Raw genomic sequence first — 18,971 nt, 5'->3', positions numbered from 1 at the left:
ATTTACCCCTCCCTCAAGGGATAGTAGAGCCACGCAGAAACGTCAGCGCTGACACGATACACACAGGTAGACCTCATGTCCGACAAGCAGGTGAACAACCTCAACGTCCTGGCCCAGGATGTTCTCGTCACTCCTGAGCAGTTGAAGCAGGAAATTCCTCTTTCTCCCGAGGCCGAGGCCACGGTGATCGAGGGCCGCAAGACCGTGCAGAACATCCTCGACGGCACCGATCCCAGGCTGCTGATGGTGGTGGGCCCCTGCTCGATCCACGATGTGGACGCCGCGCTGGACTACGCTCGTCGTCTGCGCCGCCTGGCCGACGAGGTCAAGGACAGCCTGTACATCGTGATGCGCGTCTACTTCGAGAAGCCGCGCACCACCGTGGGCTGGAAGGGCCTGATCAACGACCCCCACCTGAACGGCTCCTTCGAGATCGAGGAAGGCCTGCACATCGCCCGTCGCCTGCTGGTGGAGCTCTCCGAGCTGGGCCTGCCGCTGGCCACCGAGGCACTCGACCCGATCTCGCCCCAGTATCTGCAGGACTGCATCAGCTGGTCGGCCATCGGCGCCCGCACCACCGAGTCCCAGACCCACCGCGAGATGTCCTCCGGCCTGTCATGCCCGGTGGGCTTCAAGAACGGCACCGACGGCAGCCTCGATGTGGCCGTCAATGCGCTGCAGTCGGTCGCTCACCCGCACAACTTCCTGGGTATCGACCAGCAGGGCCAGGTGGCGATCATCCGCACCCGCGGCAACGCCTATGCTCACGTGGTGCTGCGCGGTGGCAACGGCAAGCCGAACTACGACAGCGTGAGCGTAGCGCTGGCCGAGCAGGAGCTGAAGAAGGCCGGGGTCAAGCCCAACATCATGATCGACTGCTCCCACGCCAACTCCAACAAGGACGCCGCCCTGCAGCCGCTGGTGCTCGACAACGTCACCCACCAGATTCTCGACGGCAACCGTTCGATCATCGGCCTGATGGTCGAGTCCAACATCGGCTGGGGCAACCAGAAGATCACCGAGGACCTGAGCGAAATGGCCTACGGCGTCTCCGTGACCGACGCCTGCATCGACTGGGACACCACCGTGGAGGCCTTCCGCAGCATGAACGAACGCCTGGCGCCGGAGCTGGCAAAGCGGGTGAATTGATTCGCCCCTGGCGCGGGGCAAGGGGCTGAAAGGCCCCGGCGCCAGGCGCCAGCGACGCCGTTATCCCCAGCGCCAGCGACGCCTGCAGAAGCAACGCCCACGACAGCAAGGAGCCCGCCAAGTTGGCGGGCTCCTTGCTTTTGACGGGCATATCACGACTGGGTCGCGAGGCGCGGCGTCCCTCAGCCGCCCTGGCTCACGCCGTCGATCTCGCGCACGAAGGGCGGCAATGCGTCGAGCAGCGCCCGGCCGTAGCGACGGGTCAGCACGCGGCGATCCAGCAAGGTGATGCGGCCACGGTCGGCCTCCTTGCGGATCAACCGACCACAGGCCTGGACCAGCTTGATCGAGGCATCCGGCACGCTGATGCGCATGAACGGGTTGCCGCCCTGGCTCTCGATCCATTCCGCCAGCGTCGCTCCCACCGGGTCGTCCGGCACGGCGAACGGCAGCCGCGTGATCACTACGTGGGTCAGGTAGTCGCCGGGCAGGTCGATGCCCTCCGCGAAGCTCGCCAGACCGAACAGGATGCTGCCCTCGCCGGCGTCGATACGCTGGCGATGGCGGCTGACCAGCTCACGCTTGGGCAGACGGTCCTGGGCCAGCACTCGCTCTCGGCGCTCCCGCGACAGGGCCTTCTCCACCCCGCGCAGCTGGGCCCGGGACGAAAACAGCACCAGCACCGCTTCCTTGTCGTCGAGAGCCTCGACGAAGTCGACGATGGCCCGCTCGTGGCCGTCGCGGTCGGCGGGGTCCACCGCCTCCCGGGGCACGCTGAGCACCGCTCGGGAATAGTCGAAGGGACTCGGCAGACGCTGGTAGCGATAGCGGTTGGCCAGCCCCGCCCTCTCCTGCAGGCGCTCGAAACGGCCCAGGGCGGTCAGGGTGGCCGAGGTCACCACGGCGCCGTGACAGCGCCCCCACAGCGAACGCGCCAGGGTATGGGCGGCAGATACCGGGCTGGCCGAGAAGATCAGCTCGGGCTCGCCCTGGAAGCGCTCCAGGGTCAGCCAGCGTGCCCGCGGCGGCGCGTCCGCCGGATCGCCCTCGGCAAAGGCCTGCCACAGGGCGTGGGCCTCCAGCGCCCGGCCGTGCAGCAGCGCCAGCAGCGGCAGCCAGGCTTCGGCCTGCTCCCGGGCAAGGCCGGTGGACTTCTCCGGGTCCAGGCTCTCGCGCAGGATGTCGGTCATCGACTCGAGCAGACGGCAGAGCTCGGCGAAGGGCACCACCAGCGCCTCGGCCTGGGCCCGCAGGGCCTCGGGCACACGCCCCATCTCGAAGCGGTGCTGAGCACCGTCCTCGTCGTCATTGAGCCCATGGGGCCGCTCGGCCAGCTGGTGGCCCAGCGCAAACACCTCGCCCAGGCGTGGCTCCAGCGCTTCCATCGCGGTGGGCAGTGCGCCCAGCAGTCGCGCCAGGGTCGGCTGCACGCCCAGGGCCGTATTCAGCTCGGTCAGCGAGCCCCTGAGGTTTCTCAGCCAGCGCAGCCCGCCGCCCACGCTGAAGCGATGGGTGAAGTGGGAGATCGCCTTGTCCGGCAGGTGGTGGCCCTCGTCGAAGACGTAGATACAGTCGGCAGGGTCTGGCAGCACCAGGCCGCCGCCGAGCGCCAGATCCGCCAGCACCAGGTCATGGTTGGCGACGATGACGTCGGCCTGATCGAGGTCGCGCCGGGCACGAAAGAAGGCACAGGCACCGAAGTGCCCGCAGCGGCGGTTGGTGCACTGGCGGTGATCCACCGTCAGTCGCCGCCAATGGCTATCGTCGATGGCTTCGCCCCAGCTATCGCGATCCCCTTCCCAGCGACCGTTGCCGTAGGCGTCTCCCATGGCGGCCACCAGCGCCTTGAAGTCATCGCCGGTGGCGGCGTCCAGGCTCTGCTCGAACAGCGACAGGGTCGGGTTTTCCTCGGCGCCGTCCATGGCCGCGTCGAGCTTGGCCACGCACACGTAGCGCCCGCGCCCCTTGGCCAGGGCAAAGTCGAAGGACAATCCGCTGTGGGCCTTCAGCGACGGCAGGTCCTGGTGCAGCACCTGCTCCTGCAGCGCCACCGTGGCGGTGGCCAGCACCAGGCGCTTGCCGCGCGCCTTGGCCACCGGCAACGCCGCCAACAGGTAGGCCAGGGTCTTGCCGGTACCTGTGCCCGCCTCCAGCACACAGACGTGCTCGTCGCTCACCCGCTTGCCATCCTCGTCGGTCTCGATGCCGGCCAGGGTGCGGGAGATCTCGGCGATCATCAGCCGCTGGCCGTAGCGCGGGGTCAGCTCCAGCGCCTCCAGCACCCGACGATAGGCGCTTTGAATCTCGCTCTTGAGGGCGTCGTCTAGCATGGCGGGTCCACGACAATTGAGAAAAAGGACAAGGGGGAGAGACGCAAAGGGCCGGCGCTGGGCCGGCCCTGACTGCGTACAAGCGTCAAACGCCTGACGGGCTTACAGAAGCCCTTCCGGCGGATGCTCGCAGGGCAGCTTATCGCCGATGAAGCGCTCGATTTCGGGCAGCGAGAAGGCGTCTTCTTCACCCACGAAGCTGATCGACACGCCCTTGGCGCCGGCACGGCCGGTGCGCCCGATGCGGTGGACGTAGTCCTCCGGATCCTCGGGCAGGGTGTAGTTGATCACGTGGCTGACGTCCTCGATATGGATGCCACGGCCGGCCACGTCGGTGGCCACCAGCACCTGAATCTCGCCCTCGCGGAACTGCTCCAGGGTGCGGATGCGCTGGTTCTGCGGCACATCGCCGGACAGCATGGCCACATTGATGTCGGCCTTCTTCAGCAGCTCCAGCAGCTTGCGCACCAGATCGCGGCGATTGCCGAACACCATCACCCGGTCGAACGACTCCTGCTGCAGCAGGTTGACCAGCAGTCGCTGCTTGTCTTCGTCGCCCACCATGTACACCCGCTGATCGATATCGGCGGCGTTATCCACGGTGACCGCGATCTCGACGTGGGCCGGCTGATGGGTCCACTGGCTGGCCAGGTTGAGGATGTCCTCGGTGAAGGTCGCGGAGAACAGGAAGGTCTGCCGCTCTTCGGTCTTCGGCGTGTAGCGGATGATGCGCTTGACGTCGGGAATGAAGCCCATCGACAGCATGCGATCGGCCTCGTCCAGCACCAGCACCTCGACCTGACCAAGGTCGATGTCTCGTTTCTGCTGGAAGTCCAGAAGGCGGCCCGGAGTGGCCACCAGGATATCGACGTTGCCGGCAAGCCCCTCGCGCTGCTTCTGGTAGTCCATGCCACCGACGACGCTGGTCACCTTGAGCGAGGTGAAGCGCGCCAGGGCCTTGGCGTCCTTCTCGATCTGCAAGGCAAGCTCGCGGGTCGGCGCCACGATCAGTGCGCGCGGCGTCCCCGGCTTCTGGCCATCCGGCACCTCCTCCTCGAGGAAGTAGGCCATCATGGAAATCAGGAAGGCGGCGGTCTTGCCGGTACCGGTCTGGGCCTTGCCCACCACGTCTCCACCCATCAGGGTGTGGGTGAGGGCCTCGGCCTGAATCGGCGTGCAGTACTCGAACCCGAGCGCATGGATGGCGCGCATCAGCGGCAGCGGCAGATCGAAGTCGTGGAACCGCCACTTGCCCGCCACGGCGGGCACCTGAAACTGGCGCAGATCCCAGTTGGACTGGCGGCGCCTCGGCTTGCGGCGACGACGCTTGGGCTTGCGGCTCTCGGCCGGTGCGGTGGTCTGTTCCGACTCGCTCATAGGCTGTGCTGTGTGTCCGTCTCGAAGAGAAGTTGAAGGAAAGCGGAAAGCGTCGAGGCAACGGCACAGGGCCCCCTCGAGTTTCCTCAAGCCGGGTATTGTACCAGCGTCTGGCCGTTTGGGCTTGCCCGATGCGCATCGAATCGTGTCTAGCGGCTGTCCTGGCGGCCCCGCACTGATAGAATGTGCCCATTGAATACAGGAGCCCCGCGTCATGACACGCCGCAAGAAGACCCGTTCCCTGGCCGACAAGGTGACCATCCGTACCGGTCGGCGCAAGGACTACAAGCAGTGGCGCCACGAAAATCCCGATGAGGTCACCTCATCACGGCGCTTCTCCGCCAAGAAGCGCCAGCAGCGCAAGGCCCAGGCCGCACGCCGGCTGGAGCGCATGCGCGCCGCCCCGTCGATCGAGATTCACCCCGAAGGCAAGGGGCCGGACAGCAGTAACAGCGACAGCAACAAGGGAGAGCAGTAATGCGCCTGGTGTGCTTCAACATCAACGGCATCCGCGCACGCCTGCACCAGCTCGAGGCGCTGATCGCCTCCCACCAGCCCGACCTGATCGGTTTGCAGGAAACCAAGGTCCAGGACAGTGAATTCCCCCGCGAGGCGGTGGAAGCCATGGGCTACCAGGTGCACTTCCATGGCCAGAAGGGTCACTACGGCGTCGCCATGCTGACCCGCGAGGCCCCGGAGGAGGTTCGCTATGGCTTTCCCGACGACGGTGAAGACGCCCAGCGCCGCATGATCGGCGTGCGTCTGCGCGCCGCCGACGGCGAGCCTGTATGGGTCTACAACGGCTATTTCCCCCAGGGCGAGAACATCGAGCACCCGACCAAGTTTCCCCACAAGCGCGCCTTCTACGCCCAGCTCCAGCGCCTGCTCGACGAGGACCACTCCCCCAGCGAACGCCTGGCGGTGATGGGCGACTTCAACATCTCGCCCGCCGACATCGATATCGGCATCGGCGAGGCCAACCGCAAGCGCTGGCTGCGCGAAGGCAAGACCAGCTTTCAGCCGATCGAGCGCGAATGGCTGGATGGCATCAAGGCCTGGGGCCTCGAGGACAGCTATCGCCGCCTCTACCCCGAGGTGGACGATCGTTTCAGCTGGTTCGACTATCGCTCGAAGGGCTTCGATCGCGAACCCAAGCGGGGCCTTCGCATCGACCATATCCTGACCACGGCATCGCTGTCCGAGCGCGTCACCGACGCCGGCATCGACTACGACCTGCGCGCCATGGAAAAACCCTCGGACCACGCCCCGGTGTGGACCGAACTGGATCTTTAGAACTTCACAACACCACGCGCGGCACCAGAGACTGCATCAAGCTGCCACGCAGCGAGGCGTGAAGGCGCGTTACCATCGAGACGCGAAAGGGCCACTTCAGGTGGCCCTTTGCTTTTCCAGCTGCATTTTTGCAAGAAGATGGGGACCTCTACCCCTTCTCCACCAGCCTTCGGATGTCTGCGGCGATGGAGTCCACCGGATCGGTGTCACGCATCAGCAGACGGGCGTCGCCGCCTGAATCGAAGGCGAAGATGGCGCTGGAATGGTCGACGTCGTAGCTGCCGTCGGCCTCGGGTTCGCCTAGACGATAGCTGACGCGGTAGCGGTTGGTGACCGCGTCGAGGGCCGCCTTGTCGCCGGTCAGGCCGATAAAGCGCGGCCCAAAGGCTTCGGTATAGGCGTCGAGCACCTCGGGACTGTCGCGCTCGGGATCCACCGAGACGAACAGCACCCTGACGGCGTCTCTGGTCGGCTCGTCGAGTTCACGAATCGCCGCTGACAAGCGAGCCAGCGCGGTGGGACAGACGTCCGGGCAGTGGGTGAAGCCGAAGTAGACCAGTGTCGTCTTGCCGGCGTAGTCACCCTCATCGACCTGCTGGCCGTTCTCGTCGATCAGTTCGAAGTCCAGCGCCGGCATGGCGTCGGAGATGTCGGTGCCACGCCAGTTGACGTCCTCGCAGCCGGCAAGGGCAAACAGCGCAGCCGTCAGCAGCAGTGCCGCACCAGCCCTGACGACTGCCTGGCTCGCACCAGCTCCCCTTCTCTGCACCCTGCCATTGCCGCCGGTCCTGCCCTGTCGCATTGCCAACCTCGTAGCTTTCATTTCATGGGCCGTTGTCTCGGCTCTACTTTGCAGCCCCTGCTCCCGACACCGTTCTCTCGACATCACTTTGCCGACCTAACTGTCTCAGCTGTCTCAGCCGTCTCAAGACCGTCGTTACAGCGCCGCCGGCGAGACCACCTCGAAGGTCGTCTCGACGCGCTCATCCCCTTCGAGGATCAGGCGGACCTCGACTTCATCGCCAACGTTCAGCGACTGTTGCGGCTTCATAAACATCAGGTGATAACCCTGGGGGGCGAACTCGCGGGTCTCGCCGGGGGGCACTTCGAAGCGCTCGACGCCGTGCATCATGGCCATGCCGTCTTTCTCCATGCTCATGTGCAGCTCCACCGAGGCGTAGGCGTCGGTCTCTGCTCCGACCACCGCTGCCGGCTCGTCGCCCGCATTGTAGAGCTTGAAGTAACCGGCACCGGGGCGGTCGCCGGGCAGCATGCGCAGCCTGGCGTCGCTGATCTCTAGCTCGGCGGCAAGTACCGGGGTAGCCGCAAGCAGCGACAGCAGTCCGGCAACCAGGGTGCCCTTGAACATGCGCATGAAAACGTCTCCTTGAGAAAGTGCCGGCACGAGCCTGTGTCGACGAAGGTGGCTCAGTCGTCAACCGCCGACCAACACCGTTCACCGTCGATGGATGCCATCAGCACAGCGCCGACAGGCCACAGTGGGTATTGAAACGACGGGAGTTGACGTCCAGCTCCACCTCGCCGCTCTGGGTATCAAGATAGAAGGAGGCAAAGCCTTCGTCCGATGCCAGCCGATAGGAGCCGCACACGCCATAGCCGTAGCGCACCTCCTGCAAGTTGGCGAGCTCGATCGGTGCCGAGGTCTGAAGGGACGCCGCCAGGGCGGCGCGCGCGTCATCGTCCAGACGGCTGTCGGACATCGCCTGGGAGCCAAAGATGGCCGCCGCGAGCAGCACCACGGCCACCGCGGGAACGATGACCAGCAATATGAGGCTTCTGGAATTCTTCATGGGGCGAATTCTACGCTGAGGGTCATTTTTGCCACAAGGCAGCGAGCCGCCTCAGCCAGCGCCTTCATCGGAGGGTCGAGGTGAATCCGTGGCGCCGGAGCCAGGTTCAGCGGCCGCGCCCTGCCCCGTCTGCGAGCCCGCGGACAGCGCGCCCAGCCAGGTTTTCGCCTCGTCTTCGCCCTTGGCGAGTGCGCGGTTCAATGCCTCGCGCGCGGTCTGTTCGCGGCCCCAGCCTGCGGCAATCTGTCCCAACCGGAGCCAGTCCGAGCCAGCGTCGGAACGCTCGGCAAGGGTCTGCCAGGCGTCCAGCGCCTGGTCATGGTCGCGAGCCTGAAACCAGGCCTCGGCCAGCAACCGGCGACGTTGCTCACTATCCTCGAGGACGCCTTCCGCCAGCGCCCGTTCGAGCAGCTCGGCGGCGCGTGCGGGGGTACCGGCGGCCAGGTGAAGCTCGATGCGACGTTCAAGGTCATCGTTGCCGGACAGGGCGCCCTGACGCCAGCCGGCTTCCCACAGCGCCGCGGCCCGGACCGGATCACCCAGGCGCTGGGCCATGGCCGCGGCCCGGCGCCAGGCATCGGCATCAGCAGGATCGGTGGCAAGCCGCGCCTCCAGGGCCGCCAGGGCCTGATCGAGACGACCGCTCTTGTGCATCACGCCACCGGCGAAATCGAGCCGCGCCTGACTCGGCTGCGGGTCCGCCGCCTTGGCCCGTTCGACCCCGTCGGCGGCGGCCTCCCAGTCCTCATCGGCGGCCGCCAGCTCGGCCAGGGTCCACAGCGCCTCGACATCCTCGTGGCGCGATAGCCAGTCTTCCAACAGCGTTCTCGCCTGCTGACGTTGCTGCGCCTGGATGCGCTGTTCAATCTCCTGGCGCAGCCAGCGATCTCGCTGGGCCTGCTCGACCCCATCGATCCGGCGGGCGCTTGCCAGGTGATCGGCGGCCTCCTCGGGCCGGTTCTGGGCCGACGCCGCCCCGGCGGCAAGCTGCAGGTAGAGCGACCTGGCCCAGCGGTCCGAGGCGTTGCCTCCGGTGAGCCGCTCGGCCTGGCTCTCGGCCTTGGCCTCGACCCCTGCCGGGTCGTCGGCCAGGCGCTGCTCGAGGCCTTTCAGGTCGGCGATGATGCCACCGGACAGGGTCGGCGCGGCGCTTGCCGCAGGACTTGCCAGTGCGCCGGCCAGACCCGCCATCAGGCCCAGCGCCAGGGCGGCACCAGTGCCTTGCAGGTAGCGCCCCAGCGGGGTGGTCTTCAACAGTACTGCCATGGCGATCGACCCCTTGTGTGGCTATCTCGATGTCTATCTCGACATCTATCTCAACTGGAACTCGAGTCGTTGACGCGCCCGCCGAAGCCCTGACGCCGCCTCGAAGCGCCAGCCGGCGATGGCCTGACGCGCAGCGTCCTCGAATACCCGGCGGGGGCTGGCCTCGAGTACCTGAATGCTGCCGCGATCGACGCTGCCGTCGGCGCGGATGATAAATTGCATCACCACATAGCCCTCGAGCCCACGACGCTGGGCCCGGCGGGGGTACTCCGGCGGCACCTTGCGCGTGGCCCGGGCCGAGGTGCCCACGTCCACCGGCTCGTTGGAGGCAGGCGCGGCGGCGCCGGCCCCTGCCGCGCTGGCGCTGCCCGTGTTGCTGGTCGCATTGGTGGCCACGCTGGGCGCTGGCGCTGGCGATGGCTGTGGTGCGGGCTCGGGCTGCGGCGTCGGCTCCGGCCGGGGTTTCGGTTCGGGCCTGGGCTCAGGTTCGGGCTCAGGCTCAGGTTCTGGCGGCGTCTCGGTCAACTCCGGCAAGGCGCTGTCCAGCGCCTTGGGCTCGCGTGGCGGCGGTACCACCTCGGGGTCCGGCAACTGGATCTCGCTGACAGCGGTCTGGGCCGGGCTCGGCGGCGGCGGCGCGGCGGCCACCGGTGGTGGAGGTGGCGGCGCCGATGCCGAAGCAGCGGAGGCCTCCGCCGGGGCCTCGGCCTGGGGCGCCACCGCCTCGGCCAGGCTCAGGGTGATTTCCTCGCGCAGCTCAGGCTCGGCCTCCGGTGGCACCACCAGCAGCGCCAGCAGGGCGAACAGTACCAGGGTCAGCAGGCTACCCGCCGCCAGAGAGACCACTCGCCTCATGCGTCGGAGCTCCTTTCGGCGGCGACGGCAACCTTGTCGACACCGGCGTCGCGCAGCCGGTCCATGGTCTCGATCAGCACCCCGGTAGCGGCGTTGCGATCGGCCTGGATCACCACCGAACCATCCTCGGAGAGCATGCCGGCGACGGTGGTGCCGACGCGATGGATGTCCACCGGCTCACCGTCCACCCACAAGGCGCCTTCCGGCGTGATCGCCACCAGCACCTGGACGTCGGGACGGGAAGAGGCGGCGCTGGACTCGGGGCGCTCGATCTCCACCCCGCTCTCCTTGATGAAGCTGGTGGTCACGATGAAGAAGATCAGCATGATGAAGACCACGTCCAGCATCGGGGTCAGGTTGACCTCGCTGGCCTCTTCGGCGCCGGCGGACAGTCGACGTCTACGCATGTGCATCCTCCGCGGCGCGGGCAAGGCGGTCGTGCAGCCGCTGATCCTCGCGCCGAATGATATGTTCAAGCCGTGTAATGAACAGAAGCCCCACCACCGACACCGCCATCCCGGTCAGGGTCGGCAAGGTGGCCCGGGCAACGCCGTCGGCCATGGCGCGGGCCTGGTTGCTGTCGGCCATGGACAGGCTGTCGAATACCGTGATCATGCCGGTCACGGTGCCGAGCAGTCCGAGCAGCGGGCAGATCACGACCAAAAGCTTCAACCAGGGCAAGGGGCCACGCAGGCGCCTGATCAGCTCCGTTACCCAGACCTCGCGCAGGGTGCGGGCACTCCAGCTCTGGTGATCGGGCCGCCCGACCCAGCGGCGCATCAGTTCGGCCCGGGCCGGGCGATAGTGGAAGCGAAAGAACCACCAGCGCTCGAGCCCCACCGAGAACAGCAGCATGGCCACCACGGCGATCACCACCAGCACCGGCCCGCCGGCGTCGATCAGCCGGACGAGGGGATCAAGCCAGGGGTGCATCGGCATGGCGCCTGCTTCCTTGCTTTGCGTCGGTGGCCGGTTGCAGCGCCTTGCGATCGGCTTCCAGACGGTCGGCCAGCACCGCGCTGGCGCGGCCTTCCATGGTGCCGATCAGGGCGCGCGAGCGTGACGACATGGCGGTATGGGCGAACAGCAGCGGTACCGCGGTGATCAAGCCCAGCACCGTGGTCACCAGCGCCTGACTGATACCGCCGGCCATCAACTGGGGGTCGCCGGTGCCGAACACCGTGATCGACTGGAAGGTCACGATCATGCCGGTCACCGTGCCTAAAAGGCCCAGCAGCGGCGCCACCGCAGCGAGCATCTTGACCAGTGCCTGGCCGCGTTCGAGACGCGGCTGCTCGGCCAGCATCGACTCGTCCAGACGTGCCTCCAGGGCTTCGGGAGCATGGCCGGCACCGAAGGCGTGGAAGCGCTGAAGCACCCGGCCCAGGGGGTTGTCATTGGACAGCTCATCCATGTTGGCGAGCTGGCGACGGGTGGTCATGCTGACCCGCAGCAGGTACAGATACTGGCCAAGGGCGATCAAAAGGCCCAGGGCGCCCAGGGTGACCACCACATAGCCGACCGCACCGCCCTGATGGAAGCGCTCGAGCAGCGTGGGCTGGCGCGATAGCGCCTCGATCACCCGTCCGTCGACGGGATCCACCGGCAGCAGCTGGCCATCGCCTGACTGATAAGCGTCGAGCACAGCGCCGACGCGCTCCGGGGTGTGCTCGAGGGCGGAGAGCCGCCCTTCGTCGCCGACCCGCTCGAGCAACTGGCCGCCGCCAAAGGCCATCAGGTCACCCACACGGGTCACCTGGCGTGGCGCGACCTCACCGCTGCCTGCGGCCACCGGCGCCTCGAATCGGCGCACCAGTCCGGTCTCGGCGGTCAGCCCCATCAGGCTGTCGGCCAGGGTCTCGATCTGGGCGACGGTCAGGATGGCGTCGTCGTCCAGCCGCGGCGGCAAATCGACGTCGGCGCCCAGGGTCAGCAGGCTCTGGCCGAGATCGTCTCTCAGTTCACCGCTGGTGCCGGCCACCGCGCTGAACACCGCGTTGAGGTCGCCGCCCTCGGCATCACGCTGTGCACCGATCTCGTCCAGCGCCTGACGCGCCTCGGCCATCTCGGCCTCCAGCCGCTCACGCTCTTCCCGGGCGCCGTCACGACGGGCCTCGGCCTCCTCGAGCGCGGCGGACAGCGCTTCACTGTCCTCCACCAGCTCGGCCAACCTCGCCTGATCACGCGCCTCGGCGGCCTCTCGCTCCAGCTTGAAGCTCGACAGTACGCTGTCGCTATCGCCGTCCTGCTGGGCCATGGCGGCAGGCGCAGCGGCGGCCAGCAGCGCGGTCACGGCGGCACCCAGCACCAGCCTGCGGGCGAGGCCCTTGCCCATCGAGTTATGCCGGTTCAGCGACACCGGGAAATCCGTCAAAGACACCATCAGGAACGCTCCTCGATCGGTTGGGTCAGCGGCAGCGTCAACAGTTCCGGTGCACGCTGGTCACGCACGATCTGCAGGCCCTTCTCCACCTGGTCGCGCTCGGCAGCGGACAGCGACTGCCAATCTCCGTCGTTCCATACGCCACCGTTCTGGCCATCCGGGGTCAGGTAGTACCAGCCCACGCGTCCCAGTCGCAGGAAGTCGACCTCGCGGGTCTGATCGCCCTCTTCCAGGGTGCCGCGCCAGGCATCGAGATCGCGCCCATAGTCGAGCTCGGCACGCCAGGCCGCCAGCACCCGCTCGAGCTTCTCGGCTGCGGTCAGCTCGGGGTTGGCCAGGGAGGCCTCGAGCGACGCCACCCGGGCCTTGCGCTCGCCATGGAGGAATGGCACGTCCTGATCGACCCAGGCGTCGAGGCGGCGGGTCATGTCGTTCAACAGGCCCGGCAGGGCGTCGCGGGTCTCGGCCATGGTCGCCATGCCCTGACTGCGCTGCTCGAGGGTCGCCTTGAGCTGCTCGAGCTGGGGGGCCAGCGCCTGGTTGTAGGACTGAAGCCGCTGGGCCTCCTGCTCGGCCTGGCGCAGCGCCTCGATACGCTGACGCACCTCGTCGTCGGCCTGATCGATCCGCGCCTGCAGCTCGGCCTGGGTCGTCTGGGCCGCCAGGGCCTCGTCGCCGAGATTGTCCGCCGTGTTCTGTGCCTGGGCTACCCCGCTGTGCCCCAGCGCCAGCGCCAGCGCACAGGAGACGCCCAGCAGGCTGTTCCTTGCCGCTGCGCCAGCCGTCACCACATCGCTGGGGCTAGCCTGTGATGGCCCGGCGAAGGGCCGCCCGTTGATCTGCTTGTTCGCCATTCCAAGGCCTCCGACCTGCTCTCGCGCCGCCTTGGGGCGCCGCGTCAAATGCCACGACAGTACCCGAAACACGAATTGTTATCAATGCGAGCAAGGTGCCTCTACCCCGAGTTCATCGCTGTCAACACCTCTCGGGCAAGGGCATCGACGCCCCTGTCCGACAGCGGATCGGCACGCCTGGCGAGGGGTTGGCGGCCATGCACATCGATGCCAGACACCCACCAATAAAAACGCCGTGGCGTTGGCCGCCACGGCGTTTGTCAGCGTTGCCGGCCTAGCCGGCCTAGCCGGCACACCGCTTCTACATCTTGCACTCAGAGCTTGCTGTCGAGCTCCGGAATGGCCTCGAACAGATCGGCCACCAGGCCATAGTCGGCGACCTGGAAGATCGGCGCCTCCTCGTCCTTGTTGATGGCGACGATGACCTTGGAGTCCTTCATCCCGGCCAGGTGCTGGATGGCACCGGAGATGCCCACGGCGATGTACAGGTCCGGCGCCACGATCTTGCCGGTCTGGCCGACCTGCATGTCGTTGGGCACGAAGCCGGCATCCACCGCCGCACGGGACGCGCCGATGGCGGCGCCCAGCTTGTCGGCGATGTTGTCGAGGATCTTGAAGTTCTCGCCGCTGCCCATGCCGCGACCACCGGAGATGACCACGCGGGCAGCCCCCAGCTCGGGACGATCGCTCTCGGCCAGCTCTTCACCGACAAAGCTCGACAGGCTGTTGTCGATGCTCGCCTCGACCGGTTCGATGGCAGCGGAGCCACCCTGGCCGACGGCGTCGAAGGCGGTGGAACGCACGGTGATGACCTTGAGCGCGTCCTCGCTCTGGACGGTGGCGATGGCGTTGCCGGCGTAGATCGGACGCTTGAAGGTGTCGGCGCTCTCCACCGCGATGATCTCGGAGATCTGGGCCACGTCCTTCAGCGCCGCCAGGCGCGGCAGCACGTTCTTGCCGGTGGTCGAGGCGGCCGCCAGCACATGGCTGTAGTCGTCGGCCAGGGCCACCAGCAGGTCGGCGGTGGGCTCGGCCAGCAGGTGAGCGAAGGTCTCGCCGTCGGCGACACGCACCTTGCTGACACCATCCAGCTTGGCGGCGGCATCGGCCACGGCGGCCACGTCCTGACCGACAACCAGCACGTCGATATCACCACCGATAGCCTGGGCGGCGGCCACCACGTGGGCGGTGGCGTCGGCCAGCTGGCCGTCGTGGTGTTCTGCCAGAACCAGAATGCTCATGAAATCACCTTCGCTTCATTCTTCAGTTTGTCCACCAGCTCGTCCACCGAGCCCACCTTGACGCCACCCTGGCGCTCGGCCGGCGGCTCGACCTTGACCAGCTTGAGACGGCTGGCCACCTCGACGCCCAGATCGGCCGGGGTCATCACGTCCATCGGCTTCTTCTTGGCCTTCATGATGTCCGGCAGCTTGGCGTAGCGCGGCTCGTTCAGGCGCAGGTCGGTAGTGACCACCGCCGGCAGCTTCAGCGACACCGTCTGCAGTCCGCCATCGATCTCGCGGATGACCTTGAGGGTCTCGCCTTCGACTTCCACCTCGGAGGCGAAGGTACCCTGGGCCATGCCGGTCAGCGCGGCCAGCATCTGACCGGTCTGGTTGTTGTCGGAGTCGATCGCCTGCTTGCCGAGGATGACCAGCTGCGGCGCTTCCTTCTCGACCACCTTGGCCAGTGCCTTGGCCGCGCCCAGCGATTCAACGCGCTCGTCGCTCTCGACGTGGATGGCGCGATCGGCCCCCAGCGCCAGGGCCGTGCGCAGCTGTTCCTGCGCCGCCTTCGGCCCCACGGTCACCGCCACCACCTCGGTCGCCACGCCCTTCTCCTTCAAGCGCACCGCCTCTTCCACGGCGATTTCGCAGAAGGGATTCATGGCCATCTTGACGTTGGTCAAGTCAACGTCGCTGCCATCCGGCTTGACCCGGATCTTGACGTTGTAGTCGATGACGCGTTTGACCGCGACGAGTACTTTCATGTTGTCCTCGCTTGGTTCATCTGGGGAACCTTGAATGTAAGGAAGGAACCATCAACACGTTGGCGGTGACGGGCACCGCATCGATTTACGCATCGCGTGTCCCGAGAGGACACCACGATTGAGAACTTTTCGCTATGCCCTTATGCGTTTCATGCAAGCGTTTGATAGGGGCTCGGTGCGTACCTTCAATGTGCCACAGGCCGGGCCTTGGCAACAATCCCCGCATGCCGAGTCGACCATTGTGGAGGGTCGACCATCGTAAGGATGACCCGACGACGCTATTATGCCTATCATGGGACACACCGTGAAGCAAACGACCGTTTAAAATCTGTACGACGTTGGTGGCACCCCGACGTCACGCCGAGGAGGAAAGCACCCGATGGCAGAACAAGTAGAACGCGACACCATGGAGTTCGACGTGGTCATCGTCGGCGCCGGTCCGTCTGGACTGGCCGCCGCCTGCCGACTGATGCAGCAGGCCAACGAGGCCGAGCAGGAGCTGACCGTCTGCGTGGTCGAGAAGGGCTCCGAGGTGGGCGCCCATATTCTGTCCGGAGCGGTGCTCGAGCCCCGCGCGCTATTCGAGCTGTTCCCCGACTGGGAGGAGCGTGGCGCCCCGCTGACCACCCCGGCGGTGCGTGACGAGCTGTACCTGCTCAAGGACGCCGAGAAGGCCCAGAAGCTGCCCAACGCGCTGGTGCCCAAGAGCATGCACAACACCGGTGGCGACATCACCCGCTATGTGATCAGCGCCGGCAACCTGTGCCGCTGGCTGGCCGAACAGGCAGAGTCCCTGGGCGTCGAGATCTTCCCGGGCTTCGCCGCCCAGGACGCCATCGTCGAGGACGGCGTGGTACGCGGCATCCTGACCGGCGACATGGGCGTGGCCGCCGACGGCAGCGAGAAAGGTGGCTACGCACCGGGCATGGAGCTTCGTGCGAAATACACTCTGTTCGCCGAGGGCGCCCGTGGCCACATCGGCAAGCGCCTGATCCGCGAATTCCGCCTGGACGAGGGCAAGGATCCCCAGCACTACGGCATCGGTCTCAAGGAATTGTGGGACGTACCGGCGGAACAGCACGAGCCAGGGCTGGTGCTGCACGGCTCCGGCTGGCCGCTGGACAAGAACACCCACGGCGGCTGGTTTCTCTACCACGCCGAGAACCAGCAGGTGGTGGTCGGCCTGATCATGGACCTGGCCTACCAGAACCCCTACCTGTCGCCGTTCGACGAGTTCCAGCGGATGAAGCACCACCCGGTGCTCAAGCGCTACCTGGAAGGCGGCAAGCGGGTGGCCTACGGGGCCCGTGCCATCGCCAAGGGCGGCCTCAACTGCCTGCCGAAGATGACCTTCCCCGGCGGGCTGCTGATCGGCTGTGACGCCGGCACCCTCAACTTCGCCAAGATCAAGGGCATCCACACCGCCATGAAGTCCGGTCTGGTGGCGGCAGAAAGCGTGTTCGAGTCGCTCAAGGACGGCAACGAGGGCGGCGACGAACTCAAGGCGTTCGAGGCCAGGTGGCAGGACAGCTGGGCCTACAAGGAACTCGAGCAGACCGCCAGCTTCGGTCCCGCGATCCACAAGTACGGCACCGTGGGCGGTGGCGCCTACAACTTCGTCGATCAGTTGCTCGGCGGCAAGTTGCCCAGGGTCCACGACACCACTGCGGACCATGCGGCGCTCAAGCCCGCCAGCGAGTTCGAGAAGATCGACTACCCCAAGCCCGACGGCAAGCTGTCCTTCGACAAGCCCTCCTCGGTGTTCCTGTCCAACACCAATCACGAGGAAGACCAGCCCTGCCACCTCAAGCTCGAAGATTCGGAAATTCCGATCCACAAGAACCTGCCGGAGTACGCCGAGCCCGCTCAGCGCTACTGCCCCGCCGGGGTCTACGAAGTGGTCGAGGGTGACGATGGCCAGCCGCGTTTCCAGATCAACTTCCAGAACTGCGTCCACTGCAAGACCTGCGACATCAAGGACCCCGCCCAGAACATCACCTGGGTCGCCCCGGAAGGCGGCGGTGGTCCCAACTATCCCAATATGTGATCGCGGGCGGGCCGCGTCGCTGCCGAACGCGGCCCAACCATGACCCAGGGCGTTGACACGCCCGTTAGCCAACACCCTCAGCGGACGGGCCCAGCCCCGTCCGTTTTTTTATTGCAGGGCATACACTTAACGTCATAACAAATCGGTCTATTGGGCTTCTTGCCAAGACATCGCCGAGCCCTAATAGTGTGCCCCCTTATCGATCGCCCCCCCCCTGCCGAACACCCGCCTGGTCATCGGCCTATCCGGCCGAACTCCAGGCCAGGGCCAGGGACAGGGCAGCCGTGATCGAGGCCGCTACAGGGAGATACCATGGCCCACACCCGTCAAATACTGCTGGCCCTGATCCTCGGGATCCTGGCCGGCGGCGCCGTCAATCTGTTCCTGCCCCAGTGGGCGGGCGTCCTGGATACACAACTGCTGACCCCGCTGGGTCAGGTATTTCTGCGCCTTCTGCAGTTTATCGTGGTGCCGCTGGTGTTCTGCGCTCTGGTACTGAGCTTTACCCAGGTCGATCGCAGCGAAAGCGTCGGACGCTACGCCGGCAAGCTGCTGATGCTCTATGTGCTGACCAGCGCGGTGGCCCTGGCCATCGGCATGGGCATGGCCGCCTGGCTGACCCCGGGCCTCGGCGTGGACAGCGCTCAGGCCGCCGGCGTCGAGGCCCGCGACCCGACCCCGCTGGCCCAGTGGCTGGTGGGCCTGGTACCGAAAAACCCCTTTGAGGCGCTGGCCGAGGCCAACCTGCTGCAGATCATCCTGGCCGCCGCCCTGGTCGGCGTGGCCGCCCGCCAGCTGCCGGAACAGAGCCGGCCGCTGGTCTCGCTGCTGCAGAGCGGCTACGACGTGACCCTCAAGATCCTGTCGATGGTACTCAAGCTCGCCCCCATCGGTGTGTTCGCGCTGATCGCCTCGGTGGTGGCCACCCAGGGGTTCGACCTGCTGTTGAAGCTCGGCCTGTACGTGATCGGCCTGCTGGCGGCCATCGGCGCCATGGCGGTGTTCTATCTGGCGCTGCTGGCGATCACAGGTGCCCGCCCCCTGGCCTACCTGCGCCACTTCGGCGAGGCCCTGAGCTTTGCCCTTGGCACCGCCAGCTCCAACGCCACCCTGCCGATCGCCCTCAACAATGCCCGGGCCTACGGTGCACCACACCAGCTCAGCGCCTTCGCCCTGCCCTTCGGGACCGCCCTCAAACGCGACGGCGCCGCCGTGCTCCAGGGCTTCAATGCGCTCTTCGTGGCGCAGCTTTTCGGTGTCGAGGTGACCCTGACCCTGGCCGCCACCATCTTTACCACCGGCCTGCTGGTATCCTTCTCCACCGCTGGCGTGCCGGGCGCTGGCCTGGTGGCCATGAGCACCGTGCTGTCGGCTGCAGGGCTGCCACTGGAGGGCGTCGCCGTGGTCGCCGGCGTGGACCGCTTCACCGATGGCTTCCGCACCTCTCTGAACGTGATGGGCAATACCGCCAACGCCATGCTGCTGAGCCGTCTGGAGGGCCGCCACCATGCCGCCCACCCAGCCGCCCACCCAGACTCTGGCCAGACAGGCGCCAGCGAGGCAGGCCGCTAGACGATGAATCGACAGGGCCCGGCTGCGCAGGAGAGCCAGGCCCC

18 protein-coding genes are annotated in these 18,971 nt (G+C 66.7%); 5 read left to right on the top strand and 13 right to left on the bottom strand.

The window, feature by feature from the left end; genetic code table 11:
* Positions 1-75 precede the first annotated feature (75 nt).
* A complete protein-coding gene (locus KUW00_RS14155) occupies positions 76-1,149 on the top strand; it encodes a 3-deoxy-7-phosphoheptulonate synthase (protein WP_045993477.1) in 1,074 nt (357 codons plus the stop codon).
* Positions 1,150-1,331: 182 nt separating this feature from the next.
* Here KUW00_RS14155 and dinG read toward each other — a convergent pair whose 3' ends face one another.
* Positions 1,332-3,479, bottom strand: a complete 2,148-nt coding sequence (gene dinG, locus KUW00_RS14150; RefSeq protein ID WP_222569349.1) for an ATP-dependent DNA helicase DinG — start codon at positions 3,477-3,479, stop codon at positions 1,332-1,334.
* 102 nt (positions 3,480-3,581) lie between these two features.
* A complete protein-coding gene (rhlB, locus tag KUW00_RS14145; protein WP_045993475.1) occupies positions 3,582-4,856 on the bottom strand; it encodes an ATP-dependent RNA helicase RhlB in 1,275 nt (424 codons plus the stop codon).
* A gap of 214 nt (positions 4,857-5,070) precedes the next feature.
* Between rhlB and KUW00_RS14140 the strand changes: the two genes are divergently transcribed.
* The gene (locus KUW00_RS14140; RefSeq protein WP_045993474.1) at positions 5,071-5,334 is read left to right on the top strand and encodes a hypothetical protein; all 264 of its coding nucleotides are present in this window, start codon (positions 5,071-5,073) and stop codon (positions 5,332-5,334) included.
* A complete protein-coding gene (gene xthA / locus KUW00_RS14135; RefSeq protein ID WP_108447690.1) occupies positions 5,334-6,149 on the top strand; it encodes an exodeoxyribonuclease III in 816 nt (271 codons plus the stop codon). The genes KUW00_RS14140 and xthA overlap by 1 nt, the downstream gene beginning before the upstream one ends.
* Before the next feature lie 148 nt (positions 6,150-6,297).
* Here the strand turns inward: xthA and KUW00_RS14130 are convergent, their stop codons facing one another.
* The 11 genes from KUW00_RS14130 to KUW00_RS14080 all read right to left on the bottom strand — a co-directional run bounded on the left by KUW00_RS14130 (position 6,298) and on the right by KUW00_RS14080 (position 15,308).
* Positions 6,298-6,951: an SCO family protein gene (locus KUW00_RS14130; RefSeq protein WP_315901149.1), complete on the bottom strand. Its 654-nt coding sequence runs from the start codon at positions 6,949-6,951 to the stop codon at positions 6,298-6,300.
* Positions 6,952-7,086: 135 nt separating this feature from the next.
* On the bottom strand, positions 7,087-7,524 hold the full coding sequence (locus KUW00_RS14125; protein ID WP_222569348.1) for a copper chaperone PCu(A)C: 438 nt from the start codon (positions 7,522-7,524) through the stop codon (positions 7,087-7,089).
* A 100-nt stretch (positions 7,525-7,624) separates the two neighbouring features.
* The gene (locus tag KUW00_RS14120; RefSeq protein ID WP_222569347.1) at positions 7,625-7,960 is read right to left on the bottom strand and encodes a hypothetical protein; all 336 of its coding nucleotides are present in this window, start codon (positions 7,958-7,960) and stop codon (positions 7,625-7,627) included.
* 51 nt (positions 7,961-8,011) lie between these two features.
* Entirely contained in the window at positions 8,012-9,226 is a 1,215-nt protein-coding gene (locus KUW00_RS14115; RefSeq protein ID WP_222569346.1) for a tetratricopeptide repeat protein, read from the bottom strand.
* Positions 9,227-9,271: 45 nt separating this feature from the next.
* Positions 9,272-10,081, bottom strand: coding sequence for an energy transducer TonB (locus KUW00_RS14110; protein ID WP_222569345.1), 810 nt, complete (start codon positions 10,079-10,081; stop codon positions 9,272-9,274).
* Entirely contained in the window at positions 10,078-10,488 is a 411-nt protein-coding gene (locus KUW00_RS14105; protein ID WP_108132694.1) for an ExbD/TolR family protein, read from the bottom strand. Before KUW00_RS14105 ends, KUW00_RS14110 begins: the two co-directional genes overlap by 4 nt.
* Complete coding sequence (locus tag KUW00_RS14100; RefSeq protein ID WP_222569344.1) at positions 10,481-11,020, bottom strand: MotA/TolQ/ExbB proton channel family protein; 540 nt, start codon at positions 11,018-11,020, stop codon at positions 10,481-10,483. Before KUW00_RS14100 ends, KUW00_RS14105 begins: the two co-directional genes overlap by 8 nt.
* Positions 10,998-12,464: a MotA/TolQ/ExbB proton channel family protein gene (locus tag KUW00_RS14095; protein WP_261392185.1), complete on the bottom strand. Its 1,467-nt coding sequence runs from the start codon at positions 12,462-12,464 to the stop codon at positions 10,998-11,000. Before KUW00_RS14095 ends, KUW00_RS14100 begins: the two co-directional genes overlap by 23 nt.
* Positions 12,464-13,318, bottom strand: a complete 855-nt coding sequence (locus KUW00_RS14090; protein ID WP_083970470.1) for a DUF3450 domain-containing protein — start codon at positions 13,316-13,318, stop codon at positions 12,464-12,466. Before KUW00_RS14090 ends, KUW00_RS14095 begins: the two co-directional genes overlap by 1 nt.
* A gap of 314 nt (positions 13,319-13,632) precedes the next feature.
* Positions 13,633-14,559, bottom strand: coding sequence for an electron transfer flavoprotein subunit alpha/FixB family protein (locus tag KUW00_RS14085; RefSeq protein ID WP_222569343.1), 927 nt, complete (start codon positions 14,557-14,559; stop codon positions 13,633-13,635).
* Positions 14,556-15,308, bottom strand: coding sequence for an electron transfer flavoprotein subunit beta/FixA family protein (locus KUW00_RS14080; RefSeq protein WP_045993416.1), 753 nt, complete (start codon positions 15,306-15,308; stop codon positions 14,556-14,558). Before KUW00_RS14080 ends, KUW00_RS14085 begins: the two co-directional genes overlap by 4 nt.
* Positions 15,309-15,687: 379 nt before the next feature.
* Here KUW00_RS14080 and KUW00_RS14075 point away from each other — a divergent pair, with 379 nt between their 5' ends.
* A complete protein-coding gene (locus tag KUW00_RS14075) occupies positions 15,688-17,355 on the top strand; it encodes an electron transfer flavoprotein-ubiquinone oxidoreductase (protein WP_045993415.1) in 1,668 nt (555 codons plus the stop codon).
* A 312-nt stretch (positions 17,356-17,667) separates the two neighbouring features.
* Positions 17,668-18,927, top strand: coding sequence for a dicarboxylate/amino acid:cation symporter (locus KUW00_RS14070; protein ID WP_108132690.1), 1,260 nt, complete (start codon positions 17,668-17,670; stop codon positions 18,925-18,927).
* Positions 18,928-18,971 lie beyond the last annotated feature (44 nt).

Origin of the sequence: Halomonas sp. DP5N14-9 (genome assembly GCF_019802175.1) — a bacterium.
Taxonomy (GTDB): Bacteria; Pseudomonadota; Gammaproteobacteria; order Pseudomonadales; family Halomonadaceae; genus Halomonas; species Halomonas litopenaei.
This window is presented reverse-complemented; position numbering and strand designations above follow the sequence as displayed.

Bases quoted from the DNA above. Each gene is read 5' to 3' on its own strand.
- KUW00_RS14155 (WP_045993477.1), top strand. From the start codon at position 76: ATGTCCGACAAGCAGGTGAACAACCTCAACGTCCTGGCCCAGGATGTT.
- dinG (WP_222569349.1), bottom strand. From the start codon at position 3,479: ATGCTAGACGACGCCCTCAAGAGCGAGATTCAAAGCGCCTATCGTCGG.
- rhlB (WP_045993475.1), bottom strand. From the start codon at position 4,856: ATGAGCGAGTCGGAACAGACCACCGCACCGGCCGAGAGCCGCAAGCCC.
- KUW00_RS14140 (WP_045993474.1), top strand. From the start codon at position 5,071: ATGACACGCCGCAAGAAGACCCGTTCCCTGGCCGACAAGGTGACCATC.
- xthA (WP_108447690.1), top strand. From the start codon at position 5,334: ATGCGCCTGGTGTGCTTCAACATCAACGGCATCCGCGCACGCCTGCAC.
- KUW00_RS14130 (WP_315901149.1), bottom strand. From the start codon at position 6,951: ATGCGACAGGGCAGGACCGGCGGCAATGGCAGGGTGCAGAGAAGGGGA.
- KUW00_RS14125 (WP_222569348.1), bottom strand. From the start codon at position 7,524: ATGCGCATGTTCAAGGGCACCCTGGTTGCCGGACTGCTGTCGCTGCTT.
- KUW00_RS14120 (WP_222569347.1), bottom strand. From the start codon at position 7,960: ATGAAGAATTCCAGAAGCCTCATATTGCTGGTCATCGTTCCCGCGGTG.
- KUW00_RS14115 (WP_222569346.1), bottom strand. From the start codon at position 9,226: ATGGCAGTACTGTTGAAGACCACCCCGCTGGGGCGCTACCTGCAAGGC.
- KUW00_RS14110 (WP_222569345.1), bottom strand. From the start codon at position 10,081: ATGAGGCGAGTGGTCTCTCTGGCGGCGGGTAGCCTGCTGACCCTGGTA.
- KUW00_RS14105 (WP_108132694.1), bottom strand. From the start codon at position 10,488: ATGCGTAGACGTCGACTGTCCGCCGGCGCCGAAGAGGCCAGCGAGGTC.
- KUW00_RS14100 (WP_222569344.1), bottom strand. From the start codon at position 11,020: ATGCCGATGCACCCCTGGCTTGATCCCCTCGTCCGGCTGATCGACGCC.
- KUW00_RS14095 (WP_261392185.1), bottom strand. From the start codon at position 12,464: ATGGTGTCTTTGACGGATTTCCCGGTGTCGCTGAACCGGCATAACTCG.
- KUW00_RS14090 (WP_083970470.1), bottom strand. From the start codon at position 13,318: ATGGCGAACAAGCAGATCAACGGGCGGCCCTTCGCCGGGCCATCACAG.
- KUW00_RS14085 (WP_222569343.1), bottom strand. From the start codon at position 14,559: ATGAGCATTCTGGTTCTGGCAGAACACCACGACGGCCAGCTGGCCGAC.
- KUW00_RS14080 (WP_045993416.1), bottom strand. From the start codon at position 15,308: ATGAAAGTACTCGTCGCGGTCAAACGCGTCATCGACTACAACGTCAAG.
- KUW00_RS14075 (WP_045993415.1), top strand. From the start codon at position 15,688: ATGGCAGAACAAGTAGAACGCGACACCATGGAGTTCGACGTGGTCATC.
- KUW00_RS14070 (WP_108132690.1), top strand. From the start codon at position 17,668: ATGGCCCACACCCGTCAAATACTGCTGGCCCTGATCCTCGGGATCCTG.